Below are 14226 nucleotides of genomic sequence, written 5' to 3'. Positions count from 1 at the left end.
GCTTTTCGGTCTCGGCCGACAGCGCCGGCGGCGAGCCGGGCTGCTCGTTCCCGCAGCAGAGGTACGTCGCTGCGGGACTCGCCGGCTACGCGTACGTGCCTCCGGCGACGGCCGTGGAGGTGCGTCGGTGCCGAGCACGGAAGGTCCGGTGACGGCCGTGGAGGTGCGTCGGTGCCGAGCACGGAGGGTCCGGTGACGGGCCTCGGTGCCGACCGCGGAGGCGGCGCCGGGACCGGCACGACCTGGGCCTCCGGTCAGCCGCCGGAGACGGCCCGCAGGTGGGTCTTGCCCCGGCGTACGCCGGGCACCGCGCTCGACCGGTTCTCCCTCAGGACGAGCGTCATCCGGGTGTACTCCTTGTCCCGCAGGGTCGTCGGCGTCTCGTCGATGATCCTGCACTGGGTGCGGCCCCAGCGCGGATCCGGATGGTTCACCGGCCGCACGGCTCCGTCGTGGTGGATCGCGAGCGCGCCCACGGCGCTCATCCAGTGCGGCAGCCCGCACCGGTAGGCGGCGTCCATGATCGGGTCGTCGGCGATGTCGTCACGAATGGCTTGAAGCGCATCGTCGTCGCCGTGCTTGTCGAGGGCCGCGGCCAGCTGCGCCATCAACGGCAGGCACCAGCTCGTCTCGTGCTCGCCGAGCACCGTGCGCGCGTCGGGGTGGAAGAGCACGAACCGCAGGAAGTTGCGGTCCGGCATGGCGGTCGGGTGGGGTCCGATGTCACGGAAGAGGGCATCGAAGGCGGGGTTGGCGTGGGCGACGTCCCAGTGCCGGTCGAAGAGCACGGAAGGCAGCGGCACCGCGTCCATCATCGTGGCGTAGTCCCGCAGATAGGCCTGCGTCCCGGGGTCCGAGGGCTCCTCCGGCCGCGACGGCGGCCTGGGCTCGGGCGGACGGACGGGCACCGGCGGCGGTACCGGCGCGGCGGGTCCGGACGGCGCCGGGCGGCGCACCGGACGTGAGGGCGGCACCGGACCTGACGGCCTGACGGGTGTCTCCCCGCCGAAGGAGTCGTACTGCACCGGCGCGTCACGGTCGACGGCGAGGCGCAGCAGCCGCCCGCCCTGCTGGTCGTTGAGTTCCAGGGCGTCGATCAGGGCGCAGAGCGTGTCCTCGGGCCACTGCCGGCCCGGGGTGCGTTCCCAGGTGGCGTAGGTGTAGGCGGTGATGCCGAGGCGGGCCGCGACCTCCTCGAGGCTCAGGCCCAGTTCCTCACGGCGTCGCTTGAGGGCGTCCCCGAGCCTCTTCGTACGGGCCGTGGCCCGCGCGGCGCCGACGGGGCTGAGGCGTCCTTGGACACCCCGGCGTTCGACGCCCGCCTCATGTGTCATCGAGAACGCCACCCTTCTCGGAGCCGGCCGCAAGTCCCGCTGCGCCGGCACCCTTTGGATCTTCACACCGCGTGGCGATCCTGCTACCGCGAACAAGGGGATGTCAACTATCGTGGCATTCCACGCCGCTGAGCGCTCAATTCGCGCCACAGCTGTGGCAAGACCTTGGCTGTCGTGACCTGAATAGGGTTAACTTCCGGCAGCCCCATAGGATGCGGGGCTATCTCGCGTGATCTAGGAGACCTACTGGTGACAGACGGCTTCTCGGTTCCGGGTCCGACGGCCACAGGCCCTCTGGCGGCATCGGTTGCCCGGGTCGCCGAACTTGCGGACAAGCTCGGAATGAGCCACAGCGAGGTCTTCGACGTCCAGAAGCTGTCCGAGGCGTCGGGGGTTCCCGCCGACGTCGTGCGGGCCCTCCTCGACGGACGGCCGGCCGGCGAACCGGACCTCCAGGCGCGTTTCCTGCAACGCTTCGACCTGCTGCGACGTACCCGGCTCAAGGCAAACGGCCGCCGGTACACCCAGCAGGAGATCGCCGACGGCGCGGGGATGTCGCGCCAGCAGGCGGGTGCGCTCATCAACGGCGACCGCCGGCCGACGATGGAGCACTGTGACGCGATCCAGCGCTTCTTCAAGGTGCACGCCGGGTTCCTGACCGCAGACGACGCCGACGCGCTCGACAGCGCCCTCCAGCGCACGGAGCAGAGTCTGCTGCACGACTACGCGGGGGACGGCGACCCGCTGGAGCGGCTGCTCCAGGACCACGGCGTACGCGGCATCGCCTGGCGCGCGGCGCAACTGCCCACCGACAAGCACCGGGACAAGGTGACCGAATGGCTCGACATGCTTCTGGAGAGCGTGAAACCGGCGCCTGACACGCCCACGGAGCCCTGATTTCCGGACAGGCTTGGATTTGTACGTGTCTCAACAGGTTCTGACGGGGAGGGGAGAACGGTGAGCATAGGCAAAGAGATGCGCCGGCTGTGCGGCGAGCTGGTCGGCGGAATCGATCTGCCCGCACCGGCAGAACCCGCGGACCTCTACTCCGCCCTGTGCCAGGGCATGAGCAAACGCCGTGGCAGGCCCGTGCGTTACCGCATGGCGTCCTTCCCTCCGGGCACCGCCAGCGGACTGTGGCTCGACATGGCCGAGCAGGACCTCGTAGTGATCGAGGAGCGCACCGCTCCCGACCACCAGCTGGTGATTCTCGGCCACGAGCTGTGGCACATGAAGGCCGGGCACTGCAGCCACCACGTCGAGGGCGCCGCCGTCGCCGCACGGCTGCTGTCCGACGAGGCCGACCTCCAGGCGACCGTCCTGAAGGTCGCCGCCCGCACCCGCTTCGACCAGGCCGAGGAGAACGAGGCCGAGAGCTTCGGCCTGCTGCTCGGCAGCAAGTGCCGCGCCTGGCTGGCCGGTTCGAACGGAAGGGGCCCGGTCCGGCGCGACGGGCTGGCCGGCCGCATCGAGGCGTCGCTGGGATACCGCGGGCCACAGGGCTGAGGCGTGAACGGACCGGACTACTACATCCCCGCAGCCGCCCTCGGAATCGCACTCGCGTTCAAAATCCCGGGAATGCGGCGCGACTGGCGCGACCCGCTCCTCCGGTCCGTCTGCGCCCTGCTCGTGCTCGGCGCGTCCACGTTCTTCTTCGCCGCACCGCCGACCATCGCCGAGGTCAACCGCATCACCGGCGTCCCCAACATCTCGGCCCCGCTGGTCTACTGCATCCTCTCCGCGTTCAGCGCCTCCTGCCTGGTCCTCCTCGTCAACTGGCGCGGCGGACCGCCCGAGGAGACCCGCCGGATCTCCCTGCGCTGGATGGGCGCGTACAGCGTCGTCGTCGTGGCGCTCATCGTGCTCTTCGCCCTGGGCGACGCCCCGGTGGAACGCCTGCGGGACCTGGACACCTACTACGCCAGGACGCCGTACATGCGCGAGATGATCGCGCTCTACCTGGCCGCCCACAGCGTCGCCGCCGTGGGCATGACCGTGCTGTGCTGGCGCTGGTCGCTGAAGGTCCGCGGCTGGCTCCGCGGCGGGCTGGTGACCATCGTCGTCGGATCGCTGTTCAACCTCGCCTACGGAGTCACCAAGTCGTCCGCCGTCGGCGCCCGCTGGGCCGGCCACGACTGGGACCACCTGTCCACGCTCGCCGCGCCGCCGCTCGCCTCGGTCGGCGCGCTGCTGAGCGCCGTCGGCTTCGTGCTGCCGCTCGCGGGCCAGCGGCTGTCCGACAGCTGGCACGCCTGGGCCGCCTACCGGCGGCTCGGAACGCTGTGGCGCGAGCTGCGTTCCGCCGCCCCGGACCACAGCCCCTCGGTGCGGATCTCATGGCTGTCTCCGGTCGAGCTGCGGGTGACGCAGCGGGAGTCCGACATCCACGACGGCATGCTCCAGCTCGACCCGTACTTCGACCGCGTCCTGCGGGCGAACGCCTACGACCAGGCGGTCGCCGAAGGGGCCGACCCCAGGCAGGCGGACGCGATCGCGGACGCGGCGATGGTCGCCGCGGCATTGCAGGCCCGCGCCGCCGACCCCGAGGGGCGGATCGTCAGGTCGGCAGAGGCCTACACCTCCGTCGCAGCCGCGGGACCGCGTGATCTGGTGCGCATGTCCCTCGCCCTGCGTCATTCACCCGTCGTCGCGGCAGCACGCCTGCGTACGGCCAGGTCAGAGAGCAGCACCCTATGAGCAGCGATCCCGTGAGAACCAGCAGGAACAGACCGCGCAGAGCCGTGGTCATCGGCGGCGGCCTGGCCGGCATGCTGACGGCCGGCGTCCTTCGCGAATACGCCGAGGAGGTCACGGTCGTCGAGCGCGACGTCCTGCCGGAGGGGCCGGTACCGCGCAGGAGCCTCCCCCAGGCGCACCACGCGCACCTGCTGTGGTCGGGCGGGGCACGGGCGATCGAGTCGCTGCTGCCGGGCACCACGGACCGCTGGCTCGCCGCGGGCGCCCGCCGGATCCCGCTGCCGACCGGGCTGGTGTCGATGTCGGCACAGGGCTGGTTCCGCCGCTTCCCGGAGATGCAGTTCCTCATCGCCTGCAGTCGGGACCTGCTCGACTGGGTCGTACGGGACCAGGTGCTCACGAGCCCGCGGGTCACCGTCCTGCGGCGGACCGAACTGCTGGGCCTGGAAGGCGCCGCCGGCCGGGTCAGCGGCGTACGGGTGCGCGGCGAGGAGACAGGCGAGCGGGTGCTCCCCGCCGACCTGGTCGTCGACGCGAGCGGCCGGGGGTCGCGGGCCCCCGAGTGGCTGAAGGCGCTGGGCGTCGGCGAGGTCCGGGAGGAGAAGGTCGACTCCGGGCTCGCCTACGCCAGCAGGATCTTCCGCGCCCCCGCGGGCTCGGAGGAGTACCCGGTCGTCAATGTGCAGGCCGACGCCCGTGAGCCCAGGCCGGGCTGCACGGCCACGATCGTGCCCGTCGAGGGCGGCCGGTGGCTGGTGACGCTGTCCGGCACGCGTGGCGGACAGCCCACGAACGCCGCCGACGAGTTCGAGGACTTCGCCCGCTCCGTCCGCCATCCCGTCGTCGCCGAGCTCATCGCCCATGCCGAACCCCTGACGGACGTCGTCGTCTCCCGGAGCACCGTCAACCGCCGCCGCTACTACGAGAAGCTGCGCGACTGGCCGGAGGGCTTCGTCGCCGTCGGCGACTCGGTCGCCACGTACAACCCCGTCTACGGGCACGGCATGTCGGTCGCCGCCCAGGGCGTCCTCGCGCTGCGGCGGGCGCTGGCCCTGCACGGCATGGGCTCCCCCGGGCTCGCCCGCCGCGTGCAGCGTTCGCTCGCCGGGCCGGTCGGCACGGCGTGGGACCTGGCCACAGGACAGGACATCCTCTATCCCGGGGCGATCGGCAAGGACCCGGGCGCCGCGGCGAAGGTGCTCCGGCACTACGTCGACCGGCTGATGCTCACCGCGACGGGACGGCCACTCGTCGCCAAGGCCCTGTTCGACGTGATGACCCTGTCCGCGCCGACCGGTTCCCTGCTGAAGCCGGAGATCGCGCTCGCGGTGCTCCGCGGCCCGGCGCTGAAGCCGCTGACCGGGCCGCCGCTGAGCGACGACGAGCTGCGCATCGCGCGGGAACCGCGCGGTGAGCGGGAGGCGGACCCGGCCGACGCCTGACGCGGCGGGGATCGGCGACCGGCACGTCACAGGCATCGCCTAGGCTCAGCGGCAATATGAACGGCAATCACTCAGGCAGCACCCGCGCCGGGACGGGCGGCCGGACTCCGATGGAGCCGAAGGCCGACCGCGAGACGGTGCGCCGGCACAACCTCAGCCTGGTCCTGCGCACGGTGCGCGACCAGGTCGAGGCCACCCGCGCCGGTGTCGCCGCACGCGTGGGGCTGACCCGTGCCGCCGTCTCCTCGCTGGTCGAGCAGCTGATCGAGAGCGGCTTCCTGTCCGAGTCGGGCAAGACGTTCAGCGGCCAGGCGGGCCGTCCGGGCACGGTGCTCAAGGTCGCGCGCACCGGCCTCGCGGGCATCGGCGTGGAGATCAACGTCGACTACGTCGCGGTGTGCGTCGTCGACCTCGCCGGCACCGACCGGGTGCGGCTCGTGGAGCATCTGGACAACCGGGGCGCCGCACCGGCGGAGGTGTTCGGCCGCGCCGCCCGGATCGCGGCCCGCGCTCTGGCGTCGGCGACGGAGCAGGAACTGCGGCCGGTCGGCGCGGAGCTGGCCCTGCCGGGCCTGATCTCCAGCGGCTCGGTGCTGCAGGCGCCCAACCTCGGCTGGACCTCCGTCCCCGCGGAGACCCCGTTCGCCGAGGCCCTCGCCGCGCTGCGGCCGGGCCTGCCCGCCCTGCCGGTGCGCTCCGAGAACGAGGCGAACCTCGCCGCGCTCGCCGAGCTGTGGTTCGGCGGCCTCGGCGACGTGCGCAGCTTCCTGTACCTCACGGGTGAGATCGGGGTCGGCGGCGCGCTGGTGCTGGACGGCGAACTGCTGCGCGGGGCGAACGGGTTCGCCGGCGAGATCGGTCATGTCTCCGTCTCGGACGACGGCCCGCTGTGCCGGTGCGGATCCCGCGGCTGCCTGGAGCAGTACGCCGGGCAGGCCGCGCTGCTGCGCGCGGCGGGCCTCGACGAAAACGCCGGCGCGGCGGGCATGGCGGAACTGGAAGCCCGTGCACGGGCGGGCGACGACGCGGCGCTGGCCGCGCTGTCCGGGGCGGGCAGGGCGCTGGGCCGGGCGTTGTCCGGCGCGGTGAACCTCTTCGACCCGGACGCGGTCGTGCTCGGCGGGGTCTACCGGCCCCTGATGCCGTGGCTGGGCCCGCCGACGGGCACGGAGCTGGGGGCGCGCGTCGTCTCCGGCCTGTGGTCCCCGACCAGCGCCCGCCTGCGGGCGTCCTCCCCCGCGGCGGACGCCGCCCGGGGGGCGGCGGCCCTCGTCGTCCAGGACGTCCTGGCCGACCCGGTGGCGTACGCGCCGCGCCAGCCGGCGTGACGGAGCGCCTGTCCCCGTACGGCGGTCACCGTCAGGGCAGGGACCGCAGGGGCGGGTGCTGTGTCGTGATGCCGGAGGGCTGGAGCAGCGGCGGCGGTTCCGGGCCGGGATCCTCGGTGACGACCACGCCGGCGGCCGCGTGGTCGAAGCCGGCGGGCCAGCGAGTGCGCTCGCTCGCCACGGCGCCGGTCAGACGTGTCTGAAGAAGGTCGGCCGTGCTCAGATCGGTGCCGCGCAGGTCGGCCAGGCGCAGGTCGGCGCTGCGGAACACGGCGCCGCCCGCGTCGGCCTTGCGGAGGTTCGCCTCACGCAGGTCCGCCTCGGTGAAGTCCGCGTCACGCAGGTCGGACTCGACCAGCCGCGCGCCCCGCAGGTCGGCCAGGACGCAGCGGGCCCGGCGCAGGATCGCCGTCTTGAGGTCGGCGTGCCGCAGGTCGACCGAGACGAGGGACGCCTGCGTCAGGTTGGCGTGGTACAGCCCGGCCGCCTCCATGCAGGACCGGTCGAGGTTGACCTCGTGCAGCCACAGCCCGTCGCAGTCGGCCCGGCGCAGGTCCGTGACGCCGAGGTTGACCCAGGACTGTTCCCTCGGATGGATCAGCAGCACGCCGAGTCCGGTGAGCGCCACCTGCGCGTCGGGGGCGCGGACCTCCAGCGGCACGACGTCGTTGATGGGCACGTCCGCCGCCGGCGCCCGCGGTCCGGTGGGCGGCCAGGGCAGATGGGTACGCAGGTACGCGGCCTGGATGGAGATGACGGCCTCGCGGTCGCGGGCGGAGTGCTCCGCGATCCGCCACAGCGCGTGGAGCCCGCCGATGCGTGTTTCCAGCTTGTCGCTGCCGAGCTGGTCGACGGCCGTGCTGAACCGGTCGGTGAGGTAGCCCTCCTGCGTCGCGCGCAAGCCGGCCTGGCTGACGCCCAGTTGCCGCCAAGTGGCGTACGCGCCGAACAGCAGGACCATTCCGCCGACGGCCTGCAACAGCGTCGTACGGACGTCGTTGACCGCTTTGAGCCGGTCCTGCGCGGCGACGCTCGCCCCGGCGAGGTCATGGTCGACGATCACGCCCGGCAGGACGATCAGTACCGCGCCCAGAACGGCGGGAACCGCTGTCCCGGCCAGCAGGGCGACGATCGCACGACGTATGACGGGCCGTTCGCGCGACGCCCCGCGGCTACGGCCGGACCCCCCTGTCTCCATGGGCATGGAAGCCTAGGGCACCGACGGGCAGCGGTGGCCTGCGGGGCGGAACGGCTCAGCGCTCGAAGAGCCGTTGGTCCGACGCCTCCGGGCGACCCCGCCGTCGAGCTCCCCGAGCGGGTCCTGTGCCCCACGGGTCGCCCGGGGTGAGCCCGGTGACTCCGGCGTCGAGCCCCCAGCAGGTCCGCCGCGCCCCGGATCGCCCGGGTGGCACACCGGCCGGGTCGTAGCGCATCGGCGTCACACCGCCGTATGCGGCGGCGCCGCGCCCGCCTCCGTCAAGGGCAGGCCGAGCTGGGCCCGTTCGGTGACCCACCGCGTCGGCCGGTAGCGCGGATCGCCCGTCGTCCCGTACAGGGCGCGGTGCAGCGCCAGCATCCGGGCCGCGCCGGTCCGGTCGCCCCAGGCGAGCGGACCGTGCGGGTAGCCGAGGCCGGCGGTGACGGCGAGATCGATGTCGGCGGGCGCGGCGATCGCGCGCTCGGCGATCGACGCCGCGACCGAGACGATGGAGGCGAGCAGGCGCTGGGCGACCGATCCGGCGGTGTCGCGCACGACGGACACGGACACCGGCGCGGCTGCGTCGTCGGACCGGGCCAGCACGGCCCTTGCGTCGCGTACCGCGTCGGGGTCCGAGGCGGGCGTCATGGCGAGCACCCGCCGGGGCGTGTCCAGGGAGAGCGGATCGACACCGAGCGTGCGGCCGGCGGGCAGGCCGAGCTCTGCGACGGCCGCCGCGACGGTGGTGCCCCACACGGGCACGAGCACCACGGCACGGTCGCCCGGCCGTGGCCCCTCGTCGAGGACGGCGCCGGCGGCACGCAGGACGCGGCGTACTTCTTGCGCGTCGTGCGCCGCGTCGGGCACATGCACCGGCCGGGCGGCGTCGCCGGTGACCGGCGGCTCCGCGGGGGCGCCCGGCGCGTCGGGACCGTAGTCGTAGAAGCCGCGGCCGGTCTTGCGGCCGTGCAGGCCGGCGGCCACCCGGTTCGGTGTGAGGTACGACGGGCGGAGGCGCTCCGAGTGGCGGAATCCCTGCCAGACCGTGTCGATGACGGAGGCGGTGACGTCGAGCCCGGTGAGATCGGTGAGCTCGAAGGGACCCATGCGCAGTCCGAGTACGTCACGGGCGATCCGGTCGATGCCGGCCACGTCGGCGACGTCCTCCTCCAGCAGGGCCAGCGCCTCGGTGATCAGGCCCCGCCCCGCGTGGTTGACGAGGAAGCCGGGGGTGTCGGCGACCACGACCGCGCGGTGTCCGCTCCTCTCCACGAGATCGACGAGGAACGGCACCACGGCGGGGCGGGTGGCGGCGCCGGGGATCACCTCGGCGATCCTCATCAGCGGTACGGGGTTGAAGAAGTGCAGCCCGGCCAGCCGCGTCGGGTCGGCCAGCCCGGCGGCGATGCGGGTGACGGACAGCGATGAGGTGTTGGTCGCGAAGACCGCCGACGCCGGCAGGACCCTCTCCAGGCCCGTGAGGAGCTCGGTCTTGACCGACAGGTCCTCCAGCACCGCCTCGACGACGAGGTCGACGCCGTCGCCGGGAGCCAGCGGGGACCGCAGCGGCACCAGCCGCTGCGCCGCGGCGGCGGCGTCCTCGGCGGAGGTGCGCCCCTTCTCGACGGCGCGGCCGAGCATCCCGGTGACGAACCCGACGGCCTCGTCCACGGACTCCGGCCGGGCGTCGGCCAGTTCGACGGTGTGTCCGGCGGTCACGGCCCACTGGGCGATCCCCCGGCCCATGACCCCGGCCCCGACGACTCTGATACGCATACGGTTTCCCTCGTCCCTGCGTTGCTCGTGTCCGGTGCGCGCGTTGGTACGGCGCCTGCTGCGCTGCGTCGTACGTACGGCGCGAGTGTGCGTGCGGTGCGAGTGTGCGTGCGGTGCGAGTGTGCGTGCGGCGCCCGCGTACAGCCGCGCGTCACGTCGTCCGCGCGACCGTGGTGTCCGCCCGGCCGTGTCTCAGCGCAGATAGACGCGACCGGGGTCGACGTCCTCCCGGAGCAGCCGCAGTTCGGCCGCGGTGGGCGGTTCGACGGTGTCGACCTCGTCGGCGACCTGGAGGTCCCAGCCGGTGGCGGCGCGGACCTGGTCGACGGTGACGCCCGGATGCACGGCGACCAGCCGCAGCTCCTCCCCCGCGCCCGCCCGGGCGAGGATGCCCAGGTCGGTGATGACGCGGGTGACTCCCGCGCCGCGCGGCGTGATGCCGTCGGCGAGCGCCCGGTCGGGGCCCGGCGAGGTGCAGAAGTCGAGTGCGGCCACGAACGAGCGGGGGTCGTGACGGCGCATCACCACGAACACCTCGCCCGAGTTGGCCATGACCTCCATGGCACCGCCGGAGCCGGGGAGGCGGACCTTCGGCCTGTCCCAGTCGCCGATGACGGAGGAGTTGAGATTGCCGTGGCGGTCGATCTGGGCGGCCCCGAGGAAGCCGACGTCGATGTGCCCGCCCTGGAGGACCGAGCCGAAGAGGGTCGCCATCGACAGGACGGCCTCCGCGCCGGTGATGAGGACCGCGTCGGCGATCGTCTCGGGCAGTTGGGAGGGGTGTGCGCCGCAGACGCCCGACTCGTAGACGATCTCGAGGCGAGGCGCGACGGTGAGGTGGGCGAGGGAGGCGGCCAGCGTGGGCAGGCCGATCCCGGCGAACACGGTCCGTCGCCCGGCGAGTTCACGGGACGCGACGACGGAGAGGAGCTCCGAGGAGGTCGCGGTGCCGGCGGCTGTCATCTTCTTCTCTCCGTCGTTCGGTCGTCGTTCGGCCCTCGGTCCGGCTGTGCGTCCGCCGGTGGCGCGGTCACAGCCGTCGTCCGTAGTTCACGGGCAGGCTCATCGCCTCGCCCACGGCCAGCCCCGCCCAGAACTCCTCGCCCTGCTTGGCGACGTACTCGGCGTGGTCGCGGGTGCCGTGGACCCACTCGGCCATCCAGTCCCGCAGCCGGACGGGGTCCTTGCTGATCTGCGACCAGGACCGGTAGAAGGCGTTGTCCCGGTCGTAGTAGCCCTGGGCGAAGGACGGGTGGGCGCCGCGCGGGCAGGCGACGACGGCATGGACCGCGTGCGAGGGGATGGCGGTCCGGTTGGGGTCCGAGCGCACCACCTCGTCCTCGACGATCTCCTCCACCACCACGACGGCCTTCTTCGCGGCGTAGACCGCCTCCGCCTGGACGCCGGTGAGGCCCCACACCTGGGTGTTGCCGGAGCGGTCCGCGCGCTGCGCGTGGACGATGGTCACGTCCGGGTTGACCGGCGGGACCACGTAGATCTCCTCCGTGGCGCCGTCCGGGCCGGGGTAGGGCGAAGTGACCTTGCGGATCCCGGGGTTGACAGAGGGGAGGTCGCTTCCGGCGTAGGAGCGCAGCGGGTGGAAGGGCAGCCGCTGGGCGCCGGCGAGATAGCGGCAGATCATCCCGTAGTGGCTGTACTCCTCGAACTCCAGCGGTTCGGGGTCGGCGGACTCGATACGCCGCCGGAGCTCTCCGAGCGAGCCGGCCGAGGAGTTGCCGACAAAGGAGGAGACCAGCTTGGTGACGCAGCCGCCCGCGAGCAGCTGGTCCACCACGATGTCCGCCGTCATCCGCACCACCGTGAGGTTCCTGCGGCCCTGGCGGATGATCTCGTGGCCGGCGGCCGTCGGGATGAGATGGGTGAAGCCTTCGAGGGACACCGTGTCGCCGTCGTGCACGAACGAGGCGATCGCGTCCTTCATCGTCATGGTCTTGTCCACGGCCCACACGCTGCCAGCACCATTGATTACTGTCCAATACCAAATTAAGGTCGCATTGAGACGTCAGGAGAAATAGCCACCGGGCGTCCAGTGGATCCGGACGGAACGGAACGGGACGACCGTGGAACTGCGCTATCTGACCTCCTTTCTCGCGGTCGCCGAGGAACTCCACTTCGGCCGCGCCGCCAGACGGCTCCAGATGGCTCAGCCGCCACTGAGCCAGCAGATCCGCCAGCTGGAGCGCGAGCTCGGCGTGCAGCTCTTCGAGCGCAACACCCGCTCGGTGCGGCTCACCAGCGCGGGGCAGTCCTTCCTCAAGCCGGTACGCACCGTCCTGGACGATCTGGACATCGCCGTACGGGTGGCGAAGGCGGCGGGCCAGGGAGAGTACGGGCGCGTCACGGTCGGCTTCGCCGGCGCCTCCTCGCACCACTCCCTGCCGCTGCTCACCCGGGCGGTCCGGGCCGCCCATCCCGGCCTGGAGCTGGTCATGCAGGGCCAGACGTACGCGGATGTCGCCCTGGCCAAGGTCGCGGACGGCTCGCTCGACCTGGGCTTCGTACGGCTGCCGGCCGGCCGGCCCGGTGTCGAGACGCGGGTGATCGGCGAGGAGGAGCTGCTGTGCGCGCTGCCGCAGGACCATCCGCTCGCGAGCCGTGAGCGGATCGCGGTGGCCGACCTGGCCGCGGAGCCGTTCGTCAGCTTCCCCGCGAACGCCGGCTCAACGCTGCGCGATGCCACGTTCCGGGCCTGCGAGGACGCCGGGTTCCATCCGCGGGTGGTGCAGGAGGCCCCGGACTCGTACACGATCCTGGCGCTGGTGGCGGCGGGCGTGGGCGTGACGCTCACTCTCTCCTCCTGTCTGCACATCCAGCAGACGGGCCTGGTGCACCGGCCGCTGGCCGGCCCGCCGACCCGTCTCCAGGCCGCGCTCGCCTGGCGCACCGACAATCCGTCGGCGGCCCTGCGCAGTGTGCTCGCGGTGGCCGCCGAGGCGCTGCCGACACCCCCCGCACCGGCCGGCGTGCCGCGCGACTGACGCCTCACCGCCGGCGCGACCGACGCTCACCGCCCTACGCGGACCGGCCCCTCACCGCCCGTCCGATTGATTCGTCCGCCGTCTCAATCGGCACCCGATCGGATATTGGACCGGACGCGGCGGCCGGTGGAAGGGTCGGCAGAGCATCACCCGCCCGTGCCCAGAAAGGCCACCGCATGTCCGGTCAATCCGATGTCGTCATCTGCGAACCGCTCCGCACCCCGATCGGCAGGTTCGGCGGCGCCCTCTCGAGCCTGCGCCCCGCGGCTCTCGCGGCGCACGTGATCGCGGAGGTGGTACGCCGCACCGGCATCGCCCCCGACCGGGTCGACGAGGTGATCCTCGGTCACGCCTATCCGACGTCCGACGCCCCGGCGATCGGCCGGGTGGCCGCCCTGGACGCCGGGCTGCCGGTGTCCGTGACCGGGGTGCAGGTCGACCGGCGCTGCGGCTCGGGCCTTCAGGCGGTGCTGGACGCGGCCATGCAGATCCGGGCCGGCTTCAGCGACGTGGTGATCGCCGGCGGCGTCGAGGTGATGAGCGCGGCCCCGTACTACACCCACGACGGCCGCTGGGGCATCAAGGGCCCCGGCCTTCAGCTGCACGACTCGCTCGCACGCGGCAGGGTGACCGCGGGCGGCATCAACCACCCCGTGCCCGGCGGCATGATCGAGACCGCGGAGAACCTCCGCCGCGAGTACGGGATCAGCCGGGAGGACCAGGACGCCCTCGCGCTGCGCTCCCAGCAGCGGGCCGGCCGGGCCATGGGGACCGGGCTGTTCGACGACGAGATCGTGCCCGTCCCCGTACGCGGCCGCAAGGGGGAGACGCTGGTCTCGGCGGATGAGCACCCGCGCCCGGACACCACGGCGGAGAAGCTCGCCTCGCTGCGGCCCCTCACCATCGGCTCCGACCCGGAGGCGACGGTCACGGCGGGCAACGCCAGCGGGCAGAACGACGCGGCGGCGGCCTGCCTGGTGACGAGCGCCGGCACCGCGGAGCGGCTGGGCCTGACCCCGATGGTGCGCCTGGTGTCCTTCGCCCGGGCCGGGGTGCCCGCCGGGACGATGGGCATCGGCCCCGTACCGGCGACCCGGGCGGCGCTGGACCGGGCCGGGCTGAAGCTCGCCGGCCTGGACCTGATCGAGCTGAACGAGGCCTTCGCCGCGCAGGTCCTGGCGTGCACCCGGGAGCTCGGCCTGTCGGAGGCCGACCACGAGCGGATCAACGTCAACGGATCCGGCATCTCGCTGGGCCACCCGGTGGGCGCGACCGGAGGCCGCATCCTGGCGACCCTGGCACACGAGATGCGCCGCCGTGAGGCCCGCTACGGGCTGGAGACCATGTGCATCGGCGGCGGGCAGGGCCTGGCGGCCGTCTTCGAGCGCGTGACGGCCTGACGCGCGGAACGGCACACAGCGCCCACGCGCATCGGCGAGGCCCGGGTGACAC

The 14226-nt window shown here is 73.0% G+C and carries 12 protein-coding genes; 7 read left to right on the top strand and 5 right to left on the bottom strand.

The window, feature by feature from the left end:
• Positions 1–254: 254 nt before the first annotated feature.
• Entirely contained in the window at positions 255–1334 is a 1080-nt protein-coding gene (locus ACWGH4_RS17875) for an MmyB family transcriptional regulator (RefSeq protein WP_453461589.1), read from the bottom strand.
• Between the two features lie 249 nt (positions 1335–1583).
• Between ACWGH4_RS17875 and ACWGH4_RS17870 the strand changes: the two genes are divergently transcribed.
• The 5 genes from ACWGH4_RS17870 (at position 1584) to ACWGH4_RS17850 (ending at position 6801) form a co-directional block, all read left to right on the top strand.
• Positions 1584–2231, top strand: a complete 648-nt coding sequence (locus tag ACWGH4_RS17870; protein WP_453461586.1) for a helix-turn-helix domain-containing protein — start codon at positions 1584–1586, stop codon at positions 2229–2231.
• 78 nt (positions 2232–2309) lie between these two features.
• Positions 2310–2840, top strand: a complete 531-nt coding sequence (locus ACWGH4_RS17865) for a toxin-antitoxin system, toxin component (RefSeq protein ID WP_453461595.1) — start codon at positions 2310–2312, stop codon at positions 2838–2840.
• 3 nt (positions 2841–2843) lie between these two features.
• Complete coding sequence (locus ACWGH4_RS17860; protein ID WP_453461583.1) at positions 2844–4031, top strand: MAB_1171c family putative transporter; 1188 nt, start codon at positions 2844–2846, stop codon at positions 4029–4031.
• Complete coding sequence (locus ACWGH4_RS17855; protein WP_453461580.1) at positions 4028–5473, top strand: FAD-dependent oxidoreductase; 1446 nt, start codon at positions 4028–4030, stop codon at positions 5471–5473. The genes ACWGH4_RS17860 and ACWGH4_RS17855 overlap by 4 nt, the downstream gene beginning before the upstream one ends.
• 56 nt (positions 5474–5529) lie before the next feature.
• Positions 5530–6801, top strand: coding sequence for an ROK family protein (locus ACWGH4_RS17850; protein WP_453461577.1), 1272 nt, complete (start codon positions 5530–5532; stop codon positions 6799–6801).
• Positions 6802–6832: 31 nt separating this feature from the next.
• Here the strand turns inward: ACWGH4_RS17850 and ACWGH4_RS17845 are convergent, their stop codons facing one another.
• From ACWGH4_RS17845 to ACWGH4_RS17830, 4 genes are all read right to left on the bottom strand, one after another.
• Positions 6833–7999 carry a pentapeptide repeat-containing protein gene (locus ACWGH4_RS17845; protein ID WP_453461574.1) on the bottom strand — a complete coding sequence of 389 codons (1167 nt, stop codon included), beginning with the start codon at positions 7997–7999 and terminating at the stop codon, positions 6833–6835.
• 240 nt (positions 8000–8239) lie between these two features.
• Entirely contained in the window at positions 8240–9775 is a 1536-nt protein-coding gene (locus ACWGH4_RS17840) for a 3-hydroxyacyl-CoA dehydrogenase (protein ID WP_453461571.1), read from the bottom strand.
• Positions 9776–9967: 192 nt separating this feature from the next.
• Positions 9968–10738 carry a CoA-transferase subunit beta gene (locus ACWGH4_RS17835; protein ID WP_441261838.1) on the bottom strand — a complete coding sequence of 257 codons (771 nt, stop codon included), beginning with the start codon at positions 10736–10738 and terminating at the stop codon, positions 9968–9970.
• A 67-nt stretch (positions 10739–10805) separates the two neighbouring features.
• A complete protein-coding gene (locus ACWGH4_RS17830) occupies positions 10806–11723 on the bottom strand; it encodes a CoA transferase subunit A (RefSeq protein ID WP_453461592.1) in 918 nt (305 codons plus the stop codon).
• Between the two features lie 133 nt (positions 11724–11856).
• Between ACWGH4_RS17830 and ACWGH4_RS17825 the strand changes: the two genes are divergently transcribed.
• Together ACWGH4_RS17825 and ACWGH4_RS17820 are read left to right on the top strand one after the other, a co-directional pair.
• Positions 11857–12774, top strand: a complete 918-nt coding sequence (locus tag ACWGH4_RS17825) for a LysR family transcriptional regulator (RefSeq protein ID WP_453461568.1) — start codon at positions 11857–11859, stop codon at positions 12772–12774.
• A 176-nt stretch (positions 12775–12950) separates the two neighbouring features.
• A complete protein-coding gene (locus ACWGH4_RS17820) occupies positions 12951–14174 on the top strand; it encodes an acetyl-CoA C-acetyltransferase (RefSeq protein ID WP_453461565.1) in 1224 nt (407 codons plus the stop codon).
• Positions 14175–14226: the final 52 nt, after the last annotated feature.

It is taken from the genome of Streptomyces sp. NPDC054847, from assembly GCF_053610925.1.
Note: the sequence above shows the minus strand (reverse complement) of the source record. Positions and strands in the feature narration are given on the sequence as shown.